22 protein-coding genes are annotated in these 24347 nt (G+C 71.6%); 5 read left to right on the top strand and 17 right to left on the bottom strand.

What is annotated here, in order from left to right; translation table 11 throughout:
* The 7 genes from tuf to VHW64_RS04780 all read right to left on the bottom strand — a co-directional run.
* Positions 1 to 887: elongation factor Tu (gene tuf, locus VHW64_RS04810; RefSeq protein ID WP_329649373.1), on the bottom strand; the 887-nt coding region annotated here is incomplete at its 3' end.
* 77 nt (positions 888 to 964) lie between these two features.
* The gene (gene fusA / locus VHW64_RS04805) at positions 965 to 3076 is read right to left on the bottom strand and encodes an elongation factor G (RefSeq protein WP_329649372.1); all 2112 of its coding nucleotides are present in this window, start codon (positions 3074 to 3076) and stop codon (positions 965 to 967) included.
* 87 nt (positions 3077 to 3163) lie between these two features.
* The gene (gene rpsG / locus VHW64_RS04800) at positions 3164 to 3634 is read right to left on the bottom strand and encodes a 30S ribosomal protein S7 (RefSeq protein WP_329649371.1); all 471 of its coding nucleotides are present in this window, start codon (positions 3632 to 3634) and stop codon (positions 3164 to 3166) included.
* Positions 3634 to 4008: a 30S ribosomal protein S12 gene (gene rpsL, locus VHW64_RS04795; protein ID WP_329649370.1), complete on the bottom strand. Its 375-nt coding sequence runs from the start codon at positions 4006 to 4008 to the stop codon at positions 3634 to 3636. The genes rpsG and rpsL overlap by 1 nt, the downstream gene beginning before the upstream one ends.
* Before the next feature lie 217 nt (positions 4009 to 4225).
* A complete protein-coding gene (locus tag VHW64_RS04790; RefSeq protein ID WP_329649369.1) occupies positions 4226 to 5485 on the bottom strand; it encodes an MFS transporter in 1260 nt (419 codons plus the stop codon).
* Positions 5486 to 5517: 32 nt separating this feature from the next.
* Positions 5518 to 5967 (bottom strand): MarR family winged helix-turn-helix transcriptional regulator, encoded by a 450-nt coding sequence (locus VHW64_RS04785; protein ID WP_329649368.1) that lies wholly within the window; start codon positions 5965 to 5967, stop codon positions 5518 to 5520.
* Between the two features lie 154 nt (positions 5968 to 6121).
* On the bottom strand, positions 6122 to 7525 hold the full coding sequence (locus VHW64_RS04780; protein ID WP_329649376.1) for an NCS2 family permease: 1404 nt from the start codon (positions 7523 to 7525) through the stop codon (positions 6122 to 6124).
* A gap of 181 nt (positions 7526 to 7706) precedes the next feature.
* Here VHW64_RS04780 and VHW64_RS04775 point away from each other — a divergent pair, with 181 nt between their 5' ends.
* A complete protein-coding gene (locus tag VHW64_RS04775) occupies positions 7707 to 8009 on the top strand; it encodes a DUF2530 domain-containing protein (protein ID WP_329649367.1) in 303 nt (100 codons plus the stop codon).
* Here the strand turns inward: VHW64_RS04775 and VHW64_RS04770 are convergent, their stop codons facing one another.
* Entirely contained in the window at positions 8010 to 8855 is an 846-nt protein-coding gene (locus VHW64_RS04770; RefSeq protein ID WP_329649366.1) for a DUF3027 domain-containing protein, read from the bottom strand.
* A 110-nt stretch (positions 8856 to 8965) separates the two neighbouring features.
* On the opposite strand from VHW64_RS04770, the gene VHW64_RS04765 reads away from it, so the two are divergent.
* The gene (locus tag VHW64_RS04765; RefSeq protein WP_329649365.1) at positions 8966 to 10345 is read left to right on the top strand and encodes an MFS transporter; all 1380 of its coding nucleotides are present in this window, start codon (positions 8966 to 8968) and stop codon (positions 10343 to 10345) included.
* Between the two features lie 29 nt (positions 10346 to 10374).
* Here the strand turns inward: VHW64_RS04765 and VHW64_RS04760 are convergent, their stop codons facing one another.
* From VHW64_RS04760 to VHW64_RS04750, 3 genes are all read right to left on the bottom strand, one after another.
* Positions 10375 to 10770: a cold-shock protein gene (locus VHW64_RS04760; RefSeq protein WP_329649364.1), complete on the bottom strand. Its 396-nt coding sequence runs from the start codon at positions 10768 to 10770 to the stop codon at positions 10375 to 10377.
* 104 nt (positions 10771 to 10874) lie between these two features.
* Entirely contained in the window at positions 10875 to 12527 is a 1653-nt protein-coding gene (locus VHW64_RS04755; protein WP_329649363.1) for a DUF885 domain-containing protein, read from the bottom strand.
* 39 nt (positions 12528 to 12566) lie between these two features.
* Entirely contained in the window at positions 12567 to 14225 is a 1659-nt protein-coding gene (locus VHW64_RS04750; RefSeq protein WP_329649362.1) for an AMP-binding protein, read from the bottom strand.
* A 203-nt stretch (positions 14226 to 14428) separates the two neighbouring features.
* Between VHW64_RS04750 and VHW64_RS04745 the strand changes: the two genes are divergently transcribed.
* Positions 14429 to 15253 (top strand): inositol monophosphatase, encoded by an 825-nt coding sequence (locus VHW64_RS04745; RefSeq protein ID WP_329649361.1) that lies wholly within the window; start codon positions 14429 to 14431, stop codon positions 15251 to 15253.
* Here the strand turns inward: VHW64_RS04745 and VHW64_RS04740 are convergent.
* The 3 genes from VHW64_RS04740 to VHW64_RS04730 are packed head-to-tail and all read right to left on the bottom strand — an operon-like array spanning position 15250 to position 17928.
* Positions 15250 to 15816: an RDD family protein gene (locus VHW64_RS04740; protein ID WP_329649360.1), complete on the bottom strand. Its 567-nt coding sequence runs from the start codon at positions 15814 to 15816 to the stop codon at positions 15250 to 15252. The genes VHW64_RS04745 and VHW64_RS04740 overlap by 4 nt on opposite strands.
* Positions 15817 to 15826: 10 nt before the next feature.
* Positions 15827 to 17068: an FHA domain-containing protein gene (locus tag VHW64_RS04735; RefSeq protein ID WP_329649359.1), complete on the bottom strand. Its 1242-nt coding sequence runs from the start codon at positions 17066 to 17068 to the stop codon at positions 15827 to 15829.
* The gene (locus VHW64_RS04730; RefSeq protein WP_329649358.1) at positions 17065 to 17928 is read right to left on the bottom strand and encodes a PP2C family protein-serine/threonine phosphatase; all 864 of its coding nucleotides are present in this window, start codon (positions 17926 to 17928) and stop codon (positions 17065 to 17067) included. Before VHW64_RS04730 ends, VHW64_RS04735 begins: the two co-directional genes overlap by 4 nt.
* Before the next feature lie 51 nt (positions 17929 to 17979).
* Here VHW64_RS04730 and VHW64_RS04725 point away from each other — a divergent pair, with 51 nt between their 5' ends.
* Positions 17980 to 20250, top strand: coding sequence for a helicase C-terminal domain-containing protein (locus VHW64_RS04725; RefSeq protein WP_329649357.1), 2271 nt, complete (start codon positions 17980 to 17982; stop codon positions 20248 to 20250).
* An 11-nt stretch (positions 20251 to 20261) separates the two neighbouring features.
* Positions 20262 to 20786, top strand: coding sequence for a CGNR zinc finger domain-containing protein (locus VHW64_RS04720; protein WP_329649356.1), 525 nt, complete (start codon positions 20262 to 20264; stop codon positions 20784 to 20786).
* Here the strand turns inward: VHW64_RS04720 and VHW64_RS04715 are convergent.
* Genes VHW64_RS04715 through VHW64_RS04705 form a run of 3 tightly spaced genes read right to left on the bottom strand, consistent with a single transcriptional unit; the run spans position 20733 to position 24287 of the window.
* Positions 20733 to 21770 carry an SIS domain-containing protein gene (locus tag VHW64_RS04715; protein ID WP_329649355.1) on the bottom strand — a complete coding sequence of 346 codons (1038 nt, stop codon included), beginning with the start codon at positions 21768 to 21770 and terminating at the stop codon, positions 20733 to 20735. The two genes, VHW64_RS04720 and VHW64_RS04715, sit on opposite strands and share 54 nt — an antisense overlap.
* On the bottom strand, positions 21770 to 22978 hold the full coding sequence (locus VHW64_RS04710; RefSeq protein ID WP_329649354.1) for a hypothetical protein: 1209 nt from the start codon (positions 22976 to 22978) through the stop codon (positions 21770 to 21772). The genes VHW64_RS04715 and VHW64_RS04710 overlap by 1 nt, the downstream gene beginning before the upstream one ends.
* Positions 22971 to 24287: a nucleotide disphospho-sugar-binding domain-containing protein gene (locus VHW64_RS04705; protein ID WP_329649353.1), complete on the bottom strand. Its 1317-nt coding sequence runs from the start codon at positions 24285 to 24287 to the stop codon at positions 22971 to 22973. Before VHW64_RS04705 ends, VHW64_RS04710 begins: the two co-directional genes overlap by 8 nt.
* Between the last annotated feature and the right edge of the window lie 60 nt (positions 24288 to 24347).

The following is a 24347-nucleotide window of genomic DNA, read 5'->3' as shown; positions in this document are numbered from 1 at the left end:
ACGACCATCCCGCGCTCGACGTCCTCACGCTTGGTGCCGCGCAGCAGCAGACCGACGTTCTCACCGGCCTGGCCCTCGTCGAGCAGCTTGCGGAACATCTCGACGCCGGTGACCGTGCTCTTCTGCGAGGTGTCGCGGATGCCGATGATCTCGACCTCCTCGTTGATCTTGACGATCCCGCGCTCGATGCGACCGGTGATGACGGTGCCGCGGCCGGTGATCGTGAAGACGTCCTCGACCGGCATCAGGAACGGCTTCTCGGTGTCGCGCTCCGGGGTCGGGATGTACTCGTCGACCGCGGCCATCAGCTCGGTGACCGACTCGCCCCACTTCTCGTCGCCGTTGAGCGCCGGGAAGGCCGCGACCTTGATCACGGGGATGTCGTCGCCGGGGAACTCGTACTCGGAGAGGAGCTCACGGACCTCCATCTCGACGAGCTCGATGAGCTCCTCGTCGTCGACCATGTCGCACTTGTTCAGCGCGACGACGATCGCCGGGACGCCGACCTGCCGGGCCAGCAGCACGTGCTCACGCGTCTGCGGCATCGGGCCATCGGTAGCGGCGACCACCAGGATCGCGCCGTCCATCTGGGCCGCGCCGGTGATCATGTTCTTGATGTAGTCGGCGTGGCCGGGGCAGTCGACGTGGGCGTAGTGGCGCGCCTCGGTCTGGTACTCCACGTGCGCGATGGAGATGGTGATCCCGCGCTGACGCTCCTCCGGAGCCTTGTCGATCTCGTCGAAGGCGTAGAACGGGTTCAGGTCGGGGTACTTGTCGTGCAGGACCTTGGTGATCGCCGCGGTCAGGGTCGTCTTCCCGTGGTCGATGTGACCGATCGTGCCGATGTTGACGTGCGGCTTGGTCCGCTCGAACTTCGCCTTAGCCACTGTGGGCTCCTCCTGTTGTTGTCACTTGACTCGATGATTCTGCTGTATGCCGATGGTCTGGCCAAATGGCCCGGCGACTACTCGCCGCGGACCTTCTTGACGATCTCGTCGGCGATGCCCGAAGGGACCTCGGCGTACGAGTCGAACTCCATCGAGTACGACGCCTGGCCCGAGGTCTTGGACCTCAGGTCGCCGACGTACCCGAACATCTCGGACAGCGGCACGAGGGCGTTGATGACCATGTCACCGTGGCGCTCCTCCTGGGCCTGGATCTGTCCGCGCCGGCTGTTGATGTCGCCGATGACCGTGCCGAGGAAGGTCTCCGGGGTGATCACCTCGACGGCGAACATCGGCTCCAGCAGCACGGGCTTGGCCATCCGCGCGGCCTCCTTGAAGGCCTGGTTGCCGGCGATCTTGAACGCCAGCTCCGAGGAGTCGACGTCGTGGTAGCCGCCGTCCTCGAGCGAGACCTTCACGTCGACCATCGGGTAGCCGGCCAGCACGCCGAACTCCATGGCGTCCTGGGCACCCTGGTCGACCGACGGGATGTACTCGCGCGGGATGCGACCACCCGAGACGTTGTTGACGAACTCGTAGCCCGCACCCTGACCGGTCTCCGGGTCGATGCTCGGCTCGAGGCTGATGATCACCTTGGCGAACTGGCCCGAGCCACCGGTCTGCTTCTTGTGGGTGTAGCTGTGGTTCATCACCGGCTTGCGCAGCGTCTCGCGGTAGGCCACCTGCGGCTTGCCGACGGTCGCCTCGACGCGGAACTCGCGCTTCATCCGGTCGACGAGGATCTCCAGGTGGAGCTCGCCCATGCCGGCGATGATCGTCTGGCCGGTCTCCTCGTCGGTCTTGACGGTGAAGGTCGGGTCCTCGTCGGAGAGCCGCTGGATGGCGGTGCCGAGCTTCTCCTGGTCGCCCTTGGTCTTGGGCTCGATCGCGACCTCGATCACCGGTGCGGGGAACGACATCGACTCGAGCACGACCGGGCTGCCCAGGTCGCACAGGGTGTGACCGGTCTTGGTGTCCTTCAGCCCCATGACCGCCACGATCTGCCCGGCGCCCACCGACGCGATCTCCTCGCGCTTGTTGGCGTGCATCTGGTAGACCTTGCCGATCCGCTCCTTCTTCCCCGTCACGGAGTTCAGGACGGTCGAGCCGGCCTCCAGCTTGCCGGAGTACACGCGGACGTAGATCAGCTTGCCGAGGTGCGGGTCGCTGGCGATCTTGTACGCCAGGCCGGAGAACGGCTGGTCGTCGGCGGGCTTGCGCTCGATCTTGACGTCCTCGTCGTTCGGCTTGTGACCGACGATCGCGTCGATGTCGAGCGGGCTCGGCAGGTAGTTCACGACGGCGTCGAGCAGGGGCTGCACGCCCTTGTTCTTGAACGCCGTGCCGCACAGCACCGGGTTGACCAGGTCGGCCAGGGTGGCGCGGCGGATGCCGGCCTCGATCTCGTCGACCGAGAGCTCCTCGCCGTCGAGGTACTTCTCCATGATCGGGTCGTCGGCCTCGGCCAGCGTCTCGAGCAGCTTCTCGCGGTACTCGTCGGCCTGGGCGCGCAGCGACTCCGGGATCTCCTCGACCTCGTAGTCGTCGCCCATCGTGGTCTCGCCGCGCCAGGTCAGCGCGCGCATGCCGACCAGGTCGACGACGCCGATGAAGTCGGCCTCGGCGCCGATCGGGAGCTGGAGGACCAGCGGGGTCGAGTTCAGCCGCTCGACCATCATGTCGACGCAGCGGAAGAAGTCCGCACCCGTGCGGTCCAGCTTGTTGACGAAGCACATCCGGGGCACGGCGTACTTGTTGGCCTGACGCCACACGGTCATCGTCTGGGGCTCGACACCGGCCACGCCGTCGAACACCGCGACCGCGCCGTCCAGGACGCGCAGCGAGCGCTCGACCTCGGCGGTGAAGTCCACGTGCCCGGGGGTGTCGATGATGTTGATCTGGTGGTCCTTCCACCAGCAGGTCGTCGCGGCAGAGGTGATCGTGATGCCCCGCTCCTGCTCCTGCTCCATCCAGTCCATGACCGCCGCGCCCTCGTGGACCTCACCGATCTTGTAGGTGATGCCGGTGTAGAAGAGGATGCGCTCGGTCGTGGTGGTCTTGCCGGCATCGATGTGCGCCATGATGCCGATGTTGCGGACCTTCTGGAGATCCGTGGTGATGTCGACAGCCACTGTCGGTTCGTTTCCTTAGGTAGGACCGGTTGAGCCGGTGCCGGCGGCGTACGCGCGCCCCTGTTCGGCACGGCGTACGCCGGCAGGTCACCAGCGGTAGTGGGCGAAGGCCTTGTTGGACTCGGCCATCTTGTGGGTGTCCTCGCGCTTCTTCACCGCGGCCCCCAGGCCGTTGGACGCGTCGAGGATCTCGTTCATCAGGCGCTCGGACATCGTCTTCTCGCGACGGTCCGCGGCGTACCCGACCAGCCACCTCAACGCCAGCGTGGTGCTGCGTGTTCCCTTGACCTCGATCGGGACCTGGTAGGTCGCACCGCCGACGCGCCGGGACTTCACCTCGATCGCGGGCTTGACGTTGTCCATGGCCCTCTTGAGCGTGACCACCGGGTCGGTGCCGGTCTTGTCGCGGCACCCCTCGAGAGCGGTGTAGACGATGCGCTGGGCGACCTGCTTCTTGCCGTCCTTGAGCACCTTGGAGACCAGCTGGGTCACCAGCTGGGACCCGAAGACCGGGTCGACGTCGATCGGCCGCTTGGGAGCGGGGCCCTTGCGCGGCATCAGCCCTTCTCCTTCTTCGCGCCGTAGCGGCTGCGCGCCTGCTTGCGGTTCTTGACACCCTGGGTGTCGAGGGTGCCGCGGATGATCTTGTAGCGGACGCCGGGCAGGTCCTTCACCCGGCCGCCGCGGACGAGCACGATGGAGTGCTCCTGGAGGTTGTGACCGACGCCCGGGATGTACGCCGTGACCTCGACGCCGCTCGACAGGCGCACGCGGGCGACCTTGCGGAGGGCGGAGTTCGGCTTCTTCGGGGTGGTGGTGTAGACGCGGGTGCAGACTCCGCGGCGCTGCGGGCTCCCCTTGAGGGCAGGCGTCTTCGACTTCGAAGGCTTGTCCCGGCGGCCGTTGCGGACCAGCTGGTTGATGGTGGGCACTCGGTGGTTCCCCTTCTTGTCCTACCTCTGTGCCGGCGCGGTGCCGGACACGATCGTGGTGCTGTCGTGCGTCATGCCTGGGATGGGTCTGGTGGCGCCCCGGCAGGCGGCGCGGGAAGGCCGCCGGGCTCTGGGCACGCTCACGCGTCCGGACCTGCCGGACACGGTGCTCAAGGCTACTCGGATGCAGCGCGGCAGCCAAAACGAGATATCGCGGTCAGGCCGCGGCCACCTGGACCCGCTCCTGCCCGGCGTCCGCCTGGTCACGCGTCGGCCGCGCGAACAGCACGACGGCCAGCGCGACCCCCAGCAGCGTGAGCAGCCCTCCGGCCAGCAGGGTCCAGCGTGCTCCGAAGTGCTGGCCGACCCAGCCGATGAGCGGCGAGCCGATCGGCGTACCGCCCATCACGATGGTCATGTAGAGCGCCATCACCCGGCCACGCAGCGCCGGCTGCGACTCCAGCTGCATGGTGGCGTTGGCGGAGTTGAGCATGGTCAGGGTGCACACCCCGATCAGCGGGCACATCAGGGCGAAGGTCAGGTAGGTGGGCATCACGCCGGCCACCATCTCGGAGATGCCGAAGCCGACCGCCGCACCGGCGACCAGCCTGAGGCGGATGCGCACCCGCCGGGCTGCCAGCAGCGCGCCGATCAGCGAGCCGGCCGCCATCGCCGACCCGAGGATGCCGAACTCGCCCGCTCCCTTGCCGAACACGTGGGTGGCCATCAGGGCCGAGGTGATCTGGAAGTTCATGCCGAAGGTGCCGGCGAAGAACACCATCACCAAGATCGCCATCATCTTGGGCTGGCTGCGGATGTAGCGCACGCCCTCGAGCAGCATGCCCGGCGTGCGCGCCACCCGCTTGGGCGAGTGGAGCAGCGTCGTGTCCATGTGCTGGAGCTGCCAGATGACCGCGGCGTACGACGCGGCGTTGATCAGGATGACCCACCCGGTGGCCCACGCACCGCCACCGAGAGCGCCGATCATCAGGCCCGCCACCGCGGGGCCGATGATCCGCGCGGCGTTGAACGTCGCGGAGTTGAGTCCGACGGCGTTGGTCAGGTCGTCCGGACCGACCATCTCGGAGACGAACGACTGGCGGGCCGGCGCGTCGAACGCGGAGCCGATGCCGAACAGGAACGCGATGACGTAGACATGCCAGACCTGGGCGACCCCGCCGACCGCGAGCACGCCGAGGATCAGCGAGGCCAGCGCCATCGTCAGCTGGGTGAGCTGGAGCAGACGCCGCTTGGCGAAGCGGTCGGCGACCACGCCGGCGTACGGCGAGAGCAGCAGCACCGGCAGGAACTGGAGGCCGGTGGTGATGCCGAGCGCCGTACCGCTGCCATGGGTCAGCCGGAGCACCAGCCAGTCCTGGGCGACGCGCTGCATCCAGGTGCCGGTGTTGGACACCAGGCTACCGATCGCATAGCGCCGGTAGTTGGGGTTGTGGAGGGCTCGGAAGGTGGGGCTCAAGATCTGCTTTCTGCGAGGTGTGTCCGGTGTGGTCAGTCGGAGGTGGCAAGGCGCTCGAGGAGCGGCGCCGCGCGGCGCAGCAGGTCGCGCTCCGACGTGGAGAGGTCCTCGAGGCGGCACGCGAGCCAGGCGTCGCGGCGGTCGCGATCGGCCAGGAGCGTCGTACGCCCCTGCTCGGTCAGCGCCACCACGACCTGGCGACGGTCGGTCTCGTGGGCGCGGCGGCTGACGTAGCCGCCCTCCTCCAGGGAGTTGACGATGCGGGTCATGCTCGGCGGCTGGATGCGCTCGTGGGCAGCCAGGTCGCCGACCGTGTTGTCGCCGTTGCGGAACAGGCAGCCGAGCACCGCCATCGCGCCCATGCTCAGCGCGTTGTCGGGATGACGCTCGTTGCTCAGCCGCCGTCGCAGGCGCATGACACTGAGCCGGAGCTCGCTGGCGAGCCCGGCGTTGCTGCGTGCGGCCATCTCCACGGTCGGCATATCGTTAGCGTAACTCATTACCCACGCTAACCATTCCCGCCCGGCCCACCCCACCAAACGCCGAGTCGTCATATGCCGACTCGGCGTTGTTTTGCTGCTCCTTTGTGCCGACTCGGCGTTGCTTTGCTGCTCCTTTGTGCCGACTCGGCGGAGCTCAGGTGAAGAGGACCGTGATCGGGTGGATGGCGAAGTAGACGAGGAAGAGGGCGGCGACGACCCAGAGGAGAGGGTGGACCTCGGCCGACTTGCCCTTGACGGCCTTGATCAGCACGTAGGCCAAGAAGCCCGCGCCGATGCCGATGCTGATCGAGTAGGTGAACGGCATCAGGATCACGGTGAGGAACGCCGGGATGGCGATCTCGGCGTCGTCCCAGTTGATTCCCTTGACCTGCTGCATCATCAAGAAGCCCACGAGCACCAGCGCGGGCACGGCCGCCTCGCTCGGGATCACGCTCACCAGGGGCGCCAGGAAGATCGCGAGCAGGAAGAGCACCCCGGTGACCACCGACGCCAAGCCGGTGCGCGCGCCCTCGCCGACGCCCGACGCCGACTCGATGTAGGAGGTGTTGGAGGAGACGCCGGCCGCGCCACCCGCGGCGGCGGCCAGGGAGTCGACGACGAGGATGCCCCGGGTGTTGGGCGGGATGCCGTCCTTGTCGAGCAGCCCGGCCTCAGCGCCGATCGCGGTCATCGTGCCCATGGTGTCGAAGAAGTCGGCGAGCATCAGGGTGAAGATCAGCAGGATCGTGGTGACGACGCCGGCGGACTGGAACGAGCCGAGCAGGCTGAAATGCCCGAGCGTGCTGAAGTGCGGGGTCGCGGCGATGTGGTGCGGCCACTTCGGCACGTTCAGACCCCAGCCCCCGGTCGGGTTGGTCTGCGAGGAGCCGAGGTGTCCGATGCTCTCGACGATGATCGCCAGCACGGTGGTGGCGATGATGGCCAGCAGGATGGCGCCACGAACGCGTCGTACCCACAGTGTCACCACCAGCGCGAGCCCGATCACGAAGACCAGCACCGGCCAGCCCTGGAGGTAGAAGCCGGTGCCGGGCTGGACGGGCACGGTCGTGTGCGCGATGTCGGGGACTCGACGTACGAACCCGGAGTCGACGAAGCCGATGAAGGCGATGAAGAGCCCGATCCCGACCGAGATCGCGGTCTTCAGCTGCGCGGGTACGGCGTGGAAGACCGCCGTCCGGAAGCCGGTGAGGACCAGCACTAGGATGATCAGGCCCTCCAGGACGATCAAACCCATCGCGTCGGCCCAGGTCATCTGCTGGGAGACCGACACCGCCAGGAAGGCGTTGAGCCCGAGGCCGGTCGCCAGCGCGAGCGGGTAGTTGGCCACGACGCCCATCAGGATCGTCATCACGCCCGCGACGAGGGCGGTGCCGGCGGCGATCGCGGTGAACCCGTTGGCACCGCCGAGGTGCGCACCGTTCTTGTCGACCGCGCTGTAGAGGATGATCGGGTTCAGCACGATGATGTAGGCCATCGTGAAGAACGTGACCACGCCCCCGCGGATCTCACGCTCGAGGGTCGAGCCGCGCTCGCTGATCTTGAAGTACCGGTCGAGGCCGCTCTCGTGGCCGTGCGGGGCGCCCCGGCGCGGGGTGGGCCCCGACTTGGTGCGGTCTGATCTGCTCGTCCTGGGCGACTGGTGGCCCTCGGGCTGGTCCGTCACCTGCGGCAGCATGCCAGAGCGCCGCGCCGCCGGGTAGAGGTCATACGATGAGCGCGTGGAGCTTCGCGACGACCAGCAGACGACCCGCGAGATCGGGAGTCGCACCTACCTCGTCGCCGACGTGGAGCCGCTGGACGTCGACGGCGTGCGGACCGTCCAGGTGGGGGTCGCGCTGTGGGTCGTCGGGTTCATCGCCCTGCTGCCCTTCTACGGACGCCTTCAGAGCGCGGGGCGCGGCTGGATGCTGTGGACCTGCGCCGCGGGCTGCGGTCTGGGCCTGCTCGGGCTGGAGTACTGCCGGCGTCGGCGTCGGGCACGCGCGGCCCTCCGGGCAGCCGCTGTGCCGGCCGGCTCCTAGCTAGAAGACCTCGAGATCGTCGGCCAGCTCGTCGATGACCGGCTCGGGCAGCGGCAGCGGCTCGTGGCGTTTGGCCAACCGGACCTCGGAGTGGGCGCCGCACCCGTGGGTGAACGACACCACGCGCCCGTCGTCGTTGGCGTCGCCGTTCGCGCAGACCCCGAACGACTCCGCCAGCGACCCCGACATGCGCAGCAGGAAGCCGCACGTCGAGCACGGCTCGGGGGCCGACTGCGCGAGGGGTGCCTCGGGGCCTGCGTCGCCGTCCTGCCAGCGCTGGGCGGCGAGCTCGTGCCCCTCCGGGGACAAGGTGCGGATGCGCCCGAGCCCGAGGTCGTTGGCCACCGTGCGGATCTGCACCCGGGCGTCGGGGTCGAGCGGGTCGTCGCCGAAGGAGTACGTCGGTACCAGCCGCGGGTCGTCGTCGGTCACCGGCAGCAGGTCGCCAGGTGACAGGTCGCCGGGCTTGATCCGCTCGCGGTAGGGCACCCAGGTCGGGGCCACGATCGCCTCCGCACCGGGCACCAGCACGATCTCGGCCACGGTGACGGTCTTCTGCCGCGAGGCGCGGACGACGGTCACCGACCAGCGCCACCCGGCGTACCCCGGCTTGCGGCACTCGAAGAGATGGGTGACGACACGCTCGGCCTCCGGCTCGGCGCCGAGGTGCGCGCCCACGTCGGTCTCGTCGACCTCGGCCACGAGCGCCTCGCGGGCGGCGTCGAGCGCGGCCATCGACACCGCGTCCGCCTTCGGCGGCGCAGCGGTGCGGACGGTCGCCACCGCTCCGGCCTCCGGCACGGTCTCCTGGAGTGCGCCGAACTCGCCGACCTCGTCACCGGTCATGGCGCCATGATGACCGATCGACCCAGCCCGTGTCAGATCCTCCGTCCAGGACACTCTCCCCGTGCGGGCCGCTCGCCCCTCCTGGCCCGGCGCTCGGGCAGGATGGGTGCATGAGCCTCCCACGCCAGGAGCCGGACGCGGAGACGCGACCGAGCTCGGTCGCCACCGGCGCCCGGGCGACCGGTCGCGGGCTCAAGTCCATGGCGCGGGGTACGGGAAGGTTCGGCCGCTTCGCCCTGCGTAAGGCGCGGGTCGCGGCAGGCGCCCAGGGAGCCGAGAGCAGCGGGCTGGCCCGCCTCATCGAGCTCGGCGCGTTCAACGCCGCGGGCGACGCGGCCCTGGCGATCTCGCTGGCGGGCACGCTGTTCTTCAAGGTGCCGGCCGGCGAGGCCCGGGGGCACGTCTCGCTGTTCCTCGGCCTGACCATGCTGCCGTTCGCGATCGTCGCTCCCCTGATCGGCCCGTTCCTGGACCGGTTCAGGCACGGCCGCCGCTGGGCCATCGGCGCGACGATGGCGATCCGCGCGTTCTTGGCCTGGGTCCTGGCGGGGGCCGTCGTCGACCAGTCGGCCATGCTCTTCCCCGCGGCCCTGGGCTGCCTGGTCGCCTCCAAGGCCTACAACGTGACCCGCGCGGCCGCCGTCCCGCGGATCCTGCCCGAGGGTCTGACCCTGGTGAAGGCCAACGCCCGCACGTCGATGGCCGGGGTGGTCGGCGTCGCCGTCTCGGCTCCGCTGGCCGCACTGGCCTACCTGATCGGCCCGCAGTGGTCGCTGCGCTACACCTTCTGCGTCTTCGTGCTCGGCACGATCTGGGCGGTCCGCCTCCCGGCCAGGGTCGACTCCAGCCAGGGTGAGGAGTCCCTGGGGTTCCTCACCGGCTCGCACGACGACGAGCCGGCCCCGACCACGGGGCGGCGTCGCCGGATGCGCATCCCGCCCTCGATGGCGTTCGCGCTTCGCGCGAACTGCGGACCGCGATGGCTCTCGGGGTTCTTGACGATGTTCATGGCCTTCCTGCTCCGGGCCAACCCGATCGACGGGTACTCCGGCAAGTTCCTGCTGGGCGCGGTCGTCGGCGCGGCCGGCCTCGGCAACATCGTGGGCATCGGCCTGGGCTCGGTGCTGCGCCGGGTCAACCCGCGGGTCACCGTCGTCCTGGCTCTGCTGGCCGACGTGGTGGCGGTGACCTTCACGGCGCTCTTCTACGGCCTGCTGACCCTGGTCGTCCTGGGCTTGGTCGCCGGCCTGTCCCAGACGCTGGCGAAGCTCTCGCTGGACTCCACGATCCAGCGCGACGTCCCCGAGCGGGTCCAGACCAGCGCGTTCGCGCGCAGCGACACCACCGTCCAGCTGGCATGGGTCATCGGCGGCTTCGTGGGCATCGCGCTGCCGCTTCAGCCACACCTGGGTCTCAGCGTGGCCGCCGTGGTCCTCCTGGCCTGGACCCTCGTGGTCCTCGCCAGCCCCCTGACCCGCGCCCGTCGTTGAGTGGCGCCACCCAACGACGGGGGTCGGGGTCAGAGCTCGAGCTCGTCGGCCAGGGCGCGCAGGAGCTTGGCGGTCGGCCCGGCTGCCCGGGCGTCCGGGTGGCGCCCGTGGCGGTAGGCCTCGCCGACCCCGTCCAGCAGCCGGATCAGGTCCTCGACGATCGGGACCATCTCCTCGGGCGACTTGCGGCGCGCGTGCGACTGGTTGCGCTGCACCGAGGCCGGTGAGTCGAGCACCCGCACCTGGAGCGCCTGCTCACCGCGCCGCCCCTGGGCGATGCCGAACTCGACGCGCGTCCCGGCCTTGAGCGTGGACGTGCCCTCGGGCAGCGCCTCGGCGCGCACGTAGACGTCGGGGCCGCTCTCCTGGGACAGGAAGCCGAAGCCCTTCTCGGCGTCGAACCACTTCACCTTGCCACTCGGCACGTCGATCCCTCTTCCACACACGAGCCCCGAGATCCCCGGGGCGGACGACCAAGACTAGGCGGCGGTCGGTGGTGGAGACCAACCCGATTGCCGGCCGGCGAACCTCAGGCGAGGCGCTGGGCGACGACCCGGTCCAGGACGCCGAGCGGGAGCGACCCGCTCCGGAGCACCGCGGTGTGGAAGCGGCGTACGTCGAACCGGTCGCCCTGACGCTGCTCGGCCTCGCGCCGCATCCGCTGGATCTCCAGCCTGCCCACCATGTACGACGTGGCCTGGCCGGGGTTGCAGATGTAGCGGTCGACCTCGGGCCGGCACACTCCCTCGGTCAGCGGGGAGTTGGCGACCATGTAGTCGATGGCCTGCTGCCGGCTCCAGCCGAGCGCGTGCAGACCGGTGTCGACGACCAGCCGGCAGGCGCGCATGGAGTCGGCGCTGAGCATGCCCATCCGATCCATCGGCGAGGAGTACAGACCCATCTCGTCGGAGAGCCGCTCGGTGTACAGACCCCAGCCCTCAGCGTACGCCGAGCTGTGGAGGTGCTTGCGGAACTCCGGCACGGAGTCCGGCAGCTCGGCGGCGATCGCGAGCTGGAGGTGGTGTCCGGGGACACCCTCGTGGAAGGCCATCGCCTCGAGCTCGAAGCGGCCCCACGCCGTGGGGTCTGCGGTGTTGACGAAGAAGGTCCCGCCGCGCGAGCCGTCGGCCGCGGGCGGGAAGTAGAAGGCCTTGGCGCCCACCTCGGTGCCCTGCACGGCGCACGACGCCCTCGGGACCACCTCGAACCACGCCCCCATCTCGGCCTCGGCCCGGGTGAGCGCGACCTTCGACTGCGCGACCAGCTCCCCAGCGTCGGTGAAGTGCAGGGCCGGGTCGGTGCGCATCGCCGCGAAGATCTGCGCGAGGTCGTCGCTGCCGACGACCTCCGGGCCGAGCCCGCGGTACTCGTCGGCGAGGGCGGCCAGCTGGGCGAGCCCGATCTCGTGGATCTCCTCGGCCGACTTGTCGGTGGTGGTGAAGTAGCGCAGCGCGGCGGTGTAGGTCTCGTCCCCGCCGTCGAGCCAGCTCAGGCCGCAGCGATCCTCCGGCGGCGCCTGGTCCACGACCGCCTCGAGGGCGGCCTGGAACTCCGCCAGCCCCGGACGGACGGACTGCTCGACAGCCTCGCGGAGCCGCGCGTGCAGCTCGCCGGCGTCGACCCCGTCGGGGGCGCGGACCGCCGCGACGGCCGGGTCGTCCTCGACCGGACGCGCGAGGTTGGCCTGGATCTGCTCGATGGTCTGCCGGACGGCGAACTCCGGCGAGACCCACCCGTCGGCGGCGCCGTCGCGGACGCGCTGGGCCACCTGCCTCAGCCAGGTGCCGACGCCGTCGAGCTTCGCCGGCATCTGCTCGGCCACGGCCGCGTCGGGCACCGAGAGCAGGCCGAGCACCAGCGGCAGCTGGATCTGCGGACCGCTGATCGGGTTGGCGGCGAGAGCGGTGTGAGGGGTGTCGGCGAGGTCGGCGCTGGCCGTCGCCGTCGCGGCGATGACCTCGCGGGTCAGCCCCTGCTCCTCGTCGAGTCCGGCCGGGTCGAGGTCGTGAGCCCGGCTTGCGAAGGACCGCAGCGCCGCGACGTTCTGCTGCTCGGCCTCGCGGCTGCACTGCTCGTACCGCCCGACCGCGGAGTAGTCGCCGAGCAGGTGGCGCCAGGTCGGGCTGACGTCGAGGATGGCGGCCCAGTAGTCGTCCGCCAGCTGGTTGAGGTCGTCGCTCACGCGTCGGTTCCTTGTGCGAGAGGTGAGGGTGGTTCGACCCTACCCGCGGACGTCGGCGCCGTGGCCCGCACCGGTCAGGCCCAGCTTCGCGGCGGTCTCCTCGCGCATCTGCACCTTGCGGATCTTGCCGGTGACCGTCATCGGGAACTCGTCGACGAGCAGCACGTAGCGCGGGATCTTGAAGTGGGCGAGCCGTCCGGTGCAGAACTCGCGCACCTTGTCGGCGTCCAACGGCTCGGCACCCTCGTTGAGCTTGATCCAGGCGGCCAGCTCCTCGCCGTACCTCTCGTCGGGGACGCCGATCACCTGGACGTCCTCGATGTCGGGGTGGCTGTAGAGGAACTCCTCGACCTCGCGTGGGTAGATGTTCTCGCCGCCCCGGATCACCATGTCCTTGATCCGGCCGACGATGTTGCAGTACCCGTCGTCCCGCATCTCGGCGAGGTCGCCGGTGTGCATCCAGCCGTCGGCGTCGATCGCCTCGGCCGTCTTCTCCGGGTCGTCCCAGTAGCCGATCATCACGGAGTAGCCACGGGTGCAGAGCTCGCCCGGCTCGCCGCGCTCGACGGTCTCGCCCGTGGCCGGGTCGACGATCTTGACCTCGACGTGCGGGTGCACCCGGCCGATGGACGCCGTACGCCGCTCCAGGTCGTCGTCGGTGCGGGTCTGGCAGGAGACGGGGCTGGTCTCGGTCATGCCGTAGGCGATCGACGCGGTCTCCATGTGCATCTCGTTGACGCAGCGCTTCATCACCTCGACCGGGCAGATCGAGCCGGCCATGATGCCGGTGCGCAGGGTCGACAGGTCGTGCTCCCCGAACGACGGATGGTGCTGCATGGCGATGAACATGGTGGGCACGCCGTACACCGCGGTGCAGCGCTCGTCAGTGATCGCGTCGAGGGTGAGCCCCGGGTCGAAGCCGGGCGCCGGGATCACCATCGTCGCGCCGTGGCTGGTGCAGCCGAGGTTGGCCATCACCATGCCGAAGCAGTGGTAGAAGGGCACCGGGATGCAGAGCCGGTCGGCCTCGGTGAGGTCGATCAGCTCGGTGGTGAGGAAGCCGTTGTTGAGGATGTTGCGATGGCTGAGGGTGGCGCCCTTGGGGAAGCCGGTGGTGCCGGACGTGTACTGGATGTTGATCGGGTCGCTCGGCTCGAGGGTCCGCTTGCGGACCGTGAGCGCGTCGGCGTCCAAGGCGTCGCCGCCGTCGATCAGGGCGTCCCAGTCGTCGGTGTCGAGGTAGACGACACGTTCGAGGACGCCGCCGGTGATCGCGCCGCTCGAGGTCGTCTCCTCGACCATCGTGCGGTAGTCGCTGGTCTTGAAGCTGCTGGCCGTGACGAGCAGCTTGGTGCCCGACTGGTTCATGGCGTAGGCGAACTCGTGGGTGCGGTACGCCGGGTTGACGTTCACCAGGATCGCGCCGGCCTTGGCGGCGGCGTACTGGGTGAGCGTCCAGCGAGCGCTGTTGGGTCCCCAGATTCCGACGCGATCGCCCTTCTCGATGCCCGCCGCGATCAGGCCACGAGCGACCCGGTCGACGTCGTGGTCGAACTCGCGCCACGACCAGCGGCGACCGGTCGCGCGCTCCACCAGCGCCTCCCGGTCGGGGAAGGCCGCCACGGTGCGCTCGAGGTTGGCCCCGATCGTCTCGTCCAGCAGGGCCGGTTCGGTCTCACCCTTCGCAGAGGACTCCACCCCCTGAGCCTAGGTCCCTCAGGTTGGTCGGGGGTAGGCGCGAGTCCTCCTCCGCCGAGTCGGCCTATGCCGACTCGGCGCGTTTTGCGTGCCCCTTTGCGCCGGGTCGGCGTGTCTTGCGTGCCCCTTTGCGCCGGGTCGGCGCGTTTTGCGTGCCCCTTTGCGCCGGGTCGGCGTGTTCTGCGCGCGCCTAGGGTGGGGGGGTGGAGACCGAGGCCGTGCTGCGGCTGCTGCGCGATGTCGCCGACGAGGTGATCAACCCGCGGTTCAGGTCGCTGGCCGCGGGCGACATCGACGAGAAGGGGCCCGGCGACCTGGTCACCACCGCCGACCGCGAGGCCGAGCGACTGATCACCGACGCCCTGCTCGCGGCGTACCCCGGGGCCGTGGTCCTGGGCGAGGAGGCCTACGCCGGGAGGCCGGAGCTGCTCGCGGAGTTCTGGGCCGCTGATCACGCCTTCACCGTCGACCCGGTGGACGGCACCAAGAACTTCGTGCACGGCTCGCCCGACCACGCCGTCATGGTCGGCGAGGTCCGCGACGGCCAGGCCGTGCGGGGCTGGATCTGGCAGCCCCAGCACCACACGGCGTACGTCGCGGAGCTGGGCGGCGGGGCCTGGCGCGACGGTGAGCGCCTGCTGCGGCCACCCGCGCCGACCAGGCCGCAGTGGCGCGGCGTGACGTCGAGGCGGGCCCTGGTGGGCCGCGCCCTGGCGGGCGACCTGCGCCCGTTGGAGCTGACCTGGGTCTCCTGCGGCATCGACTACCCGCAGCTGGCGCAGGGGGCTGCCGACTACGTCGTCTACGGACGCGCCAACCCCTGGGACCACGTGCCCGGTGGGCTGCTCCTCACCGAGGCCGGTGGCTTCCTCGGCACGGCGACGGGCACGGCGACGGGCACGGCGACGGGCACGGCGACGGGCACGGCGTACCGACCGCGCGACCAGGAGCCGGACGGCTCGGTCCCGCGTCGGGTCGTCGCGGCGGCCGACCGCGCGACGTACGACGCGGTGGTGGCCCTGCTCTAGCTCGGCGACCCGGGGTCCTGCGCCGTACTCGTCAGGCTGAGCGCGGTGAGGTTCACGACCCGAGGGACGACGGGCGGCGCAGTCACCACCGCCACCGGCACCCGGCGGACGTCGAGCAGCACCGACGAGACGAGGTGGTCGTGCCAGCCCTGCCGGAGGCCGCGCCCGTCGGTCAGCGCCGTCCACGCCAGCACGGCCAGACCGAACCCGAACGGCGCGGCGGCGACCCCCAGCGCAATGCTGCGCAGGACAGCCGGCCAGACCCCGATCGGCTCGCCGGTGCCGGTGTGCACCAGCCGCAGCCGGAACAGCGCCTTGCCCGGCGTCGTCCCGGTGGCGCCGAGCAGGACCGCGAAGGCGAGCGCCACCACGAGCGCGCCGGCCGTCGCCGTCAGGACGCCGGCCAGCAGGTGGCCGCGGGAGCACAGGAGCCGAACCGCCAGCAGCACGGCAGCCGCATCGAGACAGCCGGCGAGGAGCCGGTCGACGGCGAAGGCGAGGAAGCGCCGGTCGGGGTCAGCCGTCCGGAACCCGTCGTCCAGTGGTCTGGCGATGCTCCTCACCCCCACCGGCTCAGGCCTCGGAGACCTGGATCGTGACCCCTTCCCCGAGGTCGATGGTGGCCCCGGGCACGAGGCGCAAGGCGACGCCCGGTCGGAGGTCCTCCGCCGGCTGGCCGGGCTGGGCGACGACGGTGCCGTTGGTGGAGCCGAGGTCGGTCACCACCGCGGAGCCGTGGTCGGCGCCGGTCCCGGGGCGGATCTCGACATGGGTCGAGGAGATCTCCTGGTGGGGACTCGGCACGGTCACGGTGCGGGTCTGGTCGTCGCCGCCGAAGCGGCCGTGCTCGGGAGCGCGCCCGATGACGACGGACCGGTCGACGTCGACGACCTCGCCGCTGGAGAAGGTCAGCCGGGCGACCGCGCCGCTCGGGGGTGCGGGGGCCTCGGCATAGGCCGGGGTCACCGTGAGCTCGGGACTGGTCAGCGGGTCGAAGCCGGGGATGCCGAGCGCGCCGGCCGTCGACATCGGCGGAACCGGCGGAACCGGCGGCACCGGCGGAACCGGCGGAACCGGCGGCACCGGGACGTCCGAGGGCAGGTCACCGATGCCGAGCGGGTCGGGGTCGACCGGAACGGCGGTAGCGGCCTGCTCCGCCGCCCTCTGGGCCTCCTTCTCCGCCTCGAGCTGGGGATCGGGCGGCAGGATGCGAGCGGGTGGCTCGGGTTCGGGCCCGGGCTCCGGCTCCGGCTCATCGACCGGCTCGACCGGCTCGCCCGGCTCGCCCGGGTCGACGGGTTCCAGGGGCTCGACCGGGAGGACGGTCGCGGCCGACCCGATCGGAACGGCGACCGCCTCGGCATCGCTCACCTCCGGTGCGGCCGACCCGCCCGCGGGATGCTCCACGCTGGCGACCCGGACCAGCCCCGACCCCACGGTGTAGGCGACGCCGTCGGCGTCGGCGACCCGCACCGTCAGCCGGGTGACCCCGCTGACGTTGCGCTCCACCCAGGTCGTGTCGGCCGTGCCGGCGACGACCACGGAGCCGTCCTTGGTCGTCAGCTCGGCCTCGCCGGCGCCACGGATCACGACCTTGACCTCGCGCCCGTCGCCACTGACCAGGACGAACGCCGGCAGGCTGCGCAGGCCATCGCTGATCAGGGCGTCGAGCACCTCGTCGAAGCCTGCCCCCTCGTCGACGGTCTCCCAGAGGCCGGCCACGCGGGCCTTGGCCTCGGGTGGCAGCAGGACGATGACGTCGTCCCCGAGGACGCCGTACCAGTCTCCGGGCACGACGGTGCGGCTCACGGTCACGGCAGGTCTCCCAGCTTCTCGGGCGAGCTCTCGTCCTCGCCGGACTCGCCTGGCAGGCCTGGCTCGCCGGCGGGGTCGGGGCTCGCGTCGGCCAATCCCACCACATCGACGACCACGGCGGTCGCGTTGTCGATGCCGCCCTCGGCCAGGGCCAGGTCGACGATGCGCTCGGCCGCCCGGCGCGGGTCTGCCTCGTCGGCCAGAACCCCCTCGATGTCGGGGTCGGCGACCAGGTCGGTGACCCCGTCGGAGCACAGCAGGACCCGTCGTGCCTGGGCCAGCGGAAGCGCGAAGAGGTCGGGGTCGACCGGGTCCGGGCCACCGATCGCGCGGGTCACGATGTGGCGCTCGGGATGCGACCTCGCCTGCTCCTCGGTGATGCGACCCGCGTCGACCAGCTCCTGGACGACGCTGTGGTCGGTGCTGACACGTCGCAGGGCGCCGCCGTCGAGGCGGTAGATGCGGGAGTCGCCGAGGTTGACCAACAGCCACCCGGGGACGTCGTCGTGCTCGACCAGGAGCGCGGCGACGACGGTGGTGCCGCCGTGCCACGGTCCGCCGTCGCGACCGCGGTGGGTCGCTGCGTACTCGACGAGCCGCCGGCGCGCGGCGAACAGCGCCGTCATCACGACCTCGGAGCCCTGGCGGGGGTCGTAGCCCGCGGCGGCGAGCCGCGCGAACTCCTCGACCACGAGGCCGCTGGCGATCTCGCCGCCGTCGTGCCCGCCCATGCCGTCTGCGACGACGAACACCGGCGGCTCGGTGAGCCAGGAGTCCTCGTTGACCTGGCGCACGAGTCCGACGTCGCTGGCGACGCCGTACCTCAGCCCGACCCCGTCGAGCAGGGCGCGCTCGCTCATCGGCCCTCGCATCCCGAGGCGATGGTGGTGCCGCCCGCTAGCGTTGAGTCGATGGGCACCTCGTCCGCCCCACGCACCGACACGGGCAGGGGCCACCGCTCGCTCGCCGACCAGCTGCGCAGCTGGCCCGACGAGCGACTGGTGCAGCTGCTGCGAGAGCGCCCCGACCTGGGCGCCCCCGCGCCGGCCGACTGCGCCCAGCTCGCGTCGCGCGCGGCGACGCGCTCGTCGCTGCACCGTGCCCTCGACCTGCTCACGCGCCTCGAGCTCTCCGTCCTAGATGCCGTCGTCTCATCGGGTCACACGACCGAGTCCGAGCTGGCCCACATCCTCGACGCGGATCGTTCTGCTGTCGAGAGCACCGTGCACAGGCTGGTCGACCTCGCGCTGGTCTGGGAGAACGACGCGGGGCTGCGTCCGCTGACCGGCGTCCCCGACGCGCTGGGCTCGCTGGCCCGGCTCCACCCCGTGAACGGCGCGACCGCCGAGCAGGCCGCGGCCCGGCTCGCGGAGCTGTCGGAGGCGGCGCGCGCGATGCTCGACCACGTCGACGCGGGGTCGGGCGAGGCCGACGCGGGGACGGCGCGCCACCAGATCTCGCCCGAGGACGCCCAGACCCCCGCGGAGGAGCTGCTCTCGCGCGGCCTCCTGGTGCCGGGCCGGCCCGGGCTGGTGCGGATCCCGGGCGAGGTGCAGGTGGCTCTGCGCGGGGGACACACGACCCGCGAGCGCATCGACCTGCCTCCTGACCTCGCCACCTCCGAGCGGCCCGCGGAGCTGGTGGACCACGCGGCCGCGGGCGCGGCCTTCGACGTCGTACGCCGCGTGGAGCTGCTGGTCGACCACTGGGGCAGCGCACCGCCGACGGCCCTGCGCACCGGCGCGGTCGCCGTCCGCGACCTGAAGGCCGCCTCGGAGTTCGTCCAGCTCGACGAGACGGCCACGGCGCTCCTCGTCGAGGTGGCGGCCGCGGCGGGCCTGCTCGCGACATGGCCCGACGCCGACGGCAGCCCGGCCTGGACCCCCACGGAGGCGTTCGACTCCTGGTGCGACGACGCGGCGGCCGAGAGGTGGCGGCGGCTGGCCACGGCCTGGCTGGAGACCGAGCGCCTGCCCTACCTCGTCGGCGCGCGCGACGACGCCGGCAAGACGCGCAACGCCCTGGACCCCGAGCTGACCAGCCGGATCGCGCCCGAGACGCGAGCCATGACCCTCGCCGTGCTCGACGAGCTGCCGCCCGGAGTCGTGCTGGCCACCGGCACCGGGCCGGCGTCGGTGGTGGCGAGGGTCGCCTGGCTCCGCCCGCGCCGTCCGCCGTCGCGGGTCGGTCAGGTCGTCGGGGCACTCGACGAAGCGGCCCAGCTCGGGATGGTCGCCCTGGGCGGGCTCGCGTCGTACGCCCGGACGATGCTCCTCGGTGACGACCCGGTCGCGGTCCTCGCGACGCTGCTCCCGGAGGAGGTCGACGAGGTGCTCGTGCAGGCCGACCTCACGGCCGTCGCGCCGGGGCCACTGACTCGCGAGCGCGCGCGGGACCTGCACCTGCTGGCCGATGTCGAGTCCCGCGGGCAGGCCACGGTCTACCGGTTCACCGCCGGGTCGGTACGCCGCGCCTTCGACGCGGGGTGGGCGGCGCACGAGGTGCACGCGTTCCTCGAGGCGGTCTCGCGCACGCCGGTCCCGCAGCCGCTGACCTACCTGGTGGACGACGCCGCGCGGACGTTCGGGACCGTGCGGGTCGGACAGGCCGAGGCGTTCCTGCGCGCCGACGACGAGACCGCGCTCACCGAGCTGATGCACCATCCGCGGGCCTCGTCGCTGGGACTCCGGCGGATCGCACCGACGGTCGTGGTGAGCACGACCCCGCTCGACGTCCTGCTGCCGCGCCTGCGCGAGCTCGGGGTCTCGCCCCTGGTCGAGGGCGCGGACGGCAGTGTCCACGTCGCCCGGGCCGACCGGCTCCGCGCACGGCCGCATCGCCGCGGACCCGCGCGACAGACCGAGGCGGTGCGCGCGGAGGCCCGGCTGGCCCAGGTCGTCACCGCGATCCGGGCGGGCGACCGGATGGCGGCCGTGCGGGCTCCGTCCTCGGTGGAGCTGACCCCGATCGGGTCGATGGCCGCTCTTCGGGAGGCGGTGGAGACCGGGCGGACGGTGGTGATCGGCTACGTCGACAACCAGGGTGTCTCCGGCGACCGTCTGGTCGACCCGGTCAGCGTCGACGGCGGCTGGCTGACCGCACGCGACCACCGGGCCGACGACGTCCGGCGGTTCGCCGTACACCGGATCCGGACGGTCAATCCTGTGGACACCCCTCGGTAGACTCAGGTGCTGTGGACTTCGTCAGGTACGCCGAGTCGTCGGCGGCGCTGCTGAACGCGTCGCTGACCGACCGCGACTCGCTCGTGGACTTCCTCGCGGGCCGGGCCTGGCTCCAGGGTCAGGTGACCGACCGCGACGTCGTCGTGCTGCGCCGCTTCGGCAAGGACCTGCGGCGGGCCTTCGAGGCGTCGTCCCGCGAGGACGCGCAGGGCGTGGTCGACGTGCTCAACGAGCTTCTCGAACGCCATCCGATCACCCCGCGGATCGCCGACCACAACCCCGCCCGGCTCCACATCCACGTCGCGAACAAGGCGGCCAGCGTCGCCGAGCTGCTGATCGGCGAGTCCCTGCTCGGTCTGGCCAACCTGGTCTGCGACCTCGGCCCGACCCGGCTGGGGGTCTGCGCGGCCAGCCCGTGCGCCAACGTCTACGTCGACACCTCGCCGAACCAGTCGCGGAGGTACTGCTCCGAGCGCTGCTCCTCACGCGCCAACGTCGCCGCGTTCCGCGCCCGCCAGAAGGCCGCCGCCGGCTGACTGGCTCGTTGAGTTGGCCCTCCGGGCTCGTTGAGTTGGCCAGGCGTGGGCGGCGAGGAGCTCGGCGACGAGGGGCTCGACGAGCAGGCGGACGTCGTCCACGCCGTCGTGCGGGTAGCGCACGGTCATCGTGGCTCCGGGCACCTCGCCGCCCACGGCCACCACGGTCGAGCCGCGCTCGCGCACCCAGCGCAGCAGCTCGTCCTCGTGGTCGGATCCGGTCAGGAGCAGCATCCGGTAGTCCGTGGTCTTGGTGAGGTAGACGTCGACGTGGCTCCAGTCGGCCGTCTCGCAGGCGTAGGCCGGCAGCCGCGGCCCCTCACGCAGCATCAGCGCCGACTGCAGCGCGGAGCCGATCCGACGGGCCGGAGCCACGACGTGGGTGCCGGACGGGCCCAGCAGCGCGTCGGCCGCGTCGGGCAGCCAGGCCGCCCGGCCGCCCAGGAGGTACGACGCGGCCTCGGCCGCCCGGTCGAGCAGCGTCGGCACGTCCGGAGAACGCGTCAGCCGCGCCTCCAGGGCGAGCAGCAGCGCCAGCGTGTGCTGGTAGGAGCGGCAGGCCACCCCCCCGCGCTCGAGGCCGGCCCGCATCGATACGGTGCGGTCGCACAGCGCCCCGAGCTCGGTGTCCTCGCGGTTGGTCAGCGCCACGAACCTCGCGCCGGAGACCTCCCGCAGCCGGCGTACGGCGTCGAGGGTCTCGCGCGAGCCGCCCGAGGCCGACACCGCCAGGACCACCGTCTCGGGGCCGACGTGCGGCACCAGCTCGGACGCCGCGAGCTCGGCGACGGCCCGCACCCCGGCGTGCCGGAGTCGCGAGGCCGCGACCTGGTTGGCGTAGTGCGAGGAGCCCATGCCGAGCAGCAGCAGCTCCTGTCCGCGCCCGACATCGGTCCACGGGTCGGCGTCACGCAGCGAGGTCGCCAGGTCCGTCAGCCGGCGCGGCTTCTCCTCCAGGTCGGCAAGGAACAGCTGGGGATCCATCAGGCCCCCGGCACGAGTCGGCGTCGCAGCTCCGCGGCCGGGACGTAGAGCCACTCGGTGAGCTCGCGCTGCCCGGCGTACACGACCTCCTGGCAGACCTGCGCCCAGTCGTAGGCACCGACCAGCGCCTCGTCGAAGAGGTCGCCGCGGCTCCCGAGGCCGCGGCGGTACCCCGACATGAAGGCCGCCTGCTCGCCGGACGTCCACGCGCGGCCGGCCTCGACGGACAGGTCGGGTGCGTAGTGCCGGACGACGTGCTCGACGTTCTCCAGCGACACCAGCAGCTGGGCGACGTCCCGCGCAGCCGGTGCGGGCGTGGCGCGCAGCTCGGGCGGCGAGGTCGGGTTGCCGTCGAAGTCGACCACGGCGTAGCGGCCCTCCGCATCGCGGAGCACCTGACCGACGTGAAGGTCCCCGTGTACGGGCAGGACCGGGGTGCCCGTGGCATCGGCCAGGCCCGCGAGCAGCGCCTCGACCTCGCCACGGCGCCCGGCGAGCAGAGCGGCCGACTCCGGGTCGAACCGCTCGAGGAAGCCCACGGCGACCTCGAGACCGGCCACCGCCTCGTCGGCGTACCGCTGCGCGAGCTCCGCAGGCATCCGCTCGGCGGGGTCGGCGGCGAGGGCGACGTGCATCCGTCCCACCACCTCGCCGACATCGTCTCCGAAGCCGGGTCGCACCGGGCCGGGCACGAGCCCGAGCCCGAGGGCGCTCCGGGCGTCCTCGAGAGCCCATCTCCAGCCGTCCTCGGTCCCGGGCAGGTACTCCTGCACGACCACGACCGGGATCCAGTGGCCGCTGCCGGCCTCGCGCCACTCGACGACACCGACCAGTGCCGGGGACTCGGCGAAGCCCAGCTCCGACAGACGTCGCAGCCGGTCGGCGGCGGGGTGTGGGCCGACCAGCGTCTCGGTCATCCACTTCACGACGACCCGCTCGCCCACGACCCACGACGCGTGCGTCTGGTCGACGCCAACGCCGCGCTCGCTCTCGCCCTCGACCGGCAGCCATGCGTGCGCGGTCACCCGGAAGTCCTCCGGCACGGCCATCCGGTTGCGCAACCGGTGCAGGACGGCGAGGCCGGCGCCGTCGCCCGGCGTCGAGCCGACCCAGCCGGCGCTCGTCTCGGTGACGGGCTCGGCGTGGTGACCGGCTCCGGTCTCGACGATGCGGATCGCGTGACCTTCGTCGAGCGCGAGCTCAGCCACCGTGCCGCGCCCGATGCTCGAGCCCGACCCGCTCGATGATCCCGGCACCCGCATGCAGCCCGTCGCGAGCGCGGATGCCGGCGCCGACGGCCGCCATCCGCTGCCGCAGCTCGGTGTCGGCCAGGAGCCGGTCGACGGCACCGAGCAGGTCCGCGTCGGCGAAGGAGTACGTCGGCAGCCGCACGCCGTAGCCCAGCTCGTGCACGCGTTGCGCGTTGTCGTACTGGTCCCAGAACAGCGGCAGCAGGATCATCGGCTTGCCGAAGTGCATCGCCTCGGTCGTCGTGTTGTTGCCCCCGTGGGTGATCACGAGGTCGACCTGCGGCATCAGCGTCGTCTGGGGCAGGGTGGCGGCGCCGGTCATGTTCTCGGCCAGCCTCAGCTCGTCGGCGCGCGGACCCATGCTGACGATCACGCGGTGCGACGTCGTCCCGAGGAGGTCGACGAGCCGCTGCATCAGACCGATGTCGGCACTGCCGAGCGACCCGAGCGAGAGGTAGACCAGCCCGGAGCCGGGCGGCCGCTCGGCGACCCCCGGCGGTACGACGTACTGCTCCTCGGTCTCGCGGACGCTGGAGTCGATGCGGTGCCAGGTCGGATCCAGCGGGCGCGCGTCGGTGTAGTCGAGCTCGCGCGGGTAGACGTAGATGTTGGCGGCCGTCGAGGTGTGCACGAAGTCGCGCCGCGGCAGCGCCGGCGCCCCCTGCTCCCGGCACCACGCGTCGAACGCCGCCCAGGTCTGGTCGTGGGTGCGGTCGAACTCCGTCAGGAAGTCGGCCCACCCCGAGCGGTCGTCGGCCGGGTAGCCCGAGAAGACCGGGGCCACGTCGTCGCCGCGGACCTCCAGCGGGTTGCAGGAGACGATCCGGACGTACGCCGCGTCACCGGTCATCAGCGCCGGGAAGGAGACGACGTTGTCCTCCACGACGACGTCCGGCCGCTGCCGGGCGATGATCTCCCGCAGCTGCGGCTCGGCGTACCTCGCGCCGTCGATGAGCGCGGCGTAGGTCGGTTGGACGAACGTCGCGAGCTGCTCGACCGTCGGCTTGGCGAACTCCGGCGCCGTCTCCTTGATGAAGTCGATCCAGAACTGCCCGGCTGCCTCCTCGCCGGCATCCGGATCGGGAGCGGCGAGGTCGACGAGGTCCTCGACGAAGCCGAACGGCGAGAGCCTCGCCTCCCACGATCTCTCGGCCGCGAACACCACCCGGTGTCCGCGGTCGAGCAGCACCTTCCCGAGACCGATGCACTGGTTGGTCGGCCCATAGGCCGACTCCGGCATGAACAGGACGGTCAGAGCGTCAGTCACGCGCGCACGCTATCGCCCCGCTCCCGCCCTCGCCGCCGGTCGAGCCCCCTACGTCGGCCG

This window comes from Nocardioides sp. (genome assembly GCF_036267815.1).
Classification (GTDB): Bacteria; Actinomycetota; Actinomycetes; order Propionibacteriales; family Nocardioidaceae; genus Nocardioides.
This window is presented reverse-complemented; position numbering and strand designations above follow the sequence as displayed.

Coding starts and splice junctions, on each gene's coding strand:
- rpsG (WP_329649371.1), bottom strand. CDS start 3,634: ATGCCGCGCAAGGGCCCCGCTCCCAAGCGGCCGATCGACGTCGACCCG.
- VHW64_RS04785 (WP_329649368.1), bottom strand. CDS start 5,967: ATGCCGACCGTGGAGATGGCCGCACGCAGCAACGCCGGGCTCGCCAGC.
- VHW64_RS04770 (WP_329649366.1), bottom strand. CDS start 8,855: ATGACCGGTGACGAGGTCGGCGAGTTCGGCGCACTCCAGGAGACCGTG.
- VHW64_RS04765 (WP_329649365.1), top strand. CDS start 8,966: ATGAGCCTCCCACGCCAGGAGCCGGACGCGGAGACGCGACCGAGCTCG.
- VHW64_RS04730 (WP_329649358.1), bottom strand. CDS start 17,928: ATGAGCGAGCGCGCCCTGCTCGACGGGGTCGGGCTGAGGTACGGCGTC.
- VHW64_RS04725 (WP_329649357.1), top strand. CDS start 17,980: ATGGGCACCTCGTCCGCCCCACGCACCGACACGGGCAGGGGCCACCGC.
- VHW64_RS04715 (WP_329649355.1), bottom strand. CDS start 21,770: ATGGATCCCCAGCTGTTCCTTGCCGACCTGGAGGAGAAGCCGCGCCGG.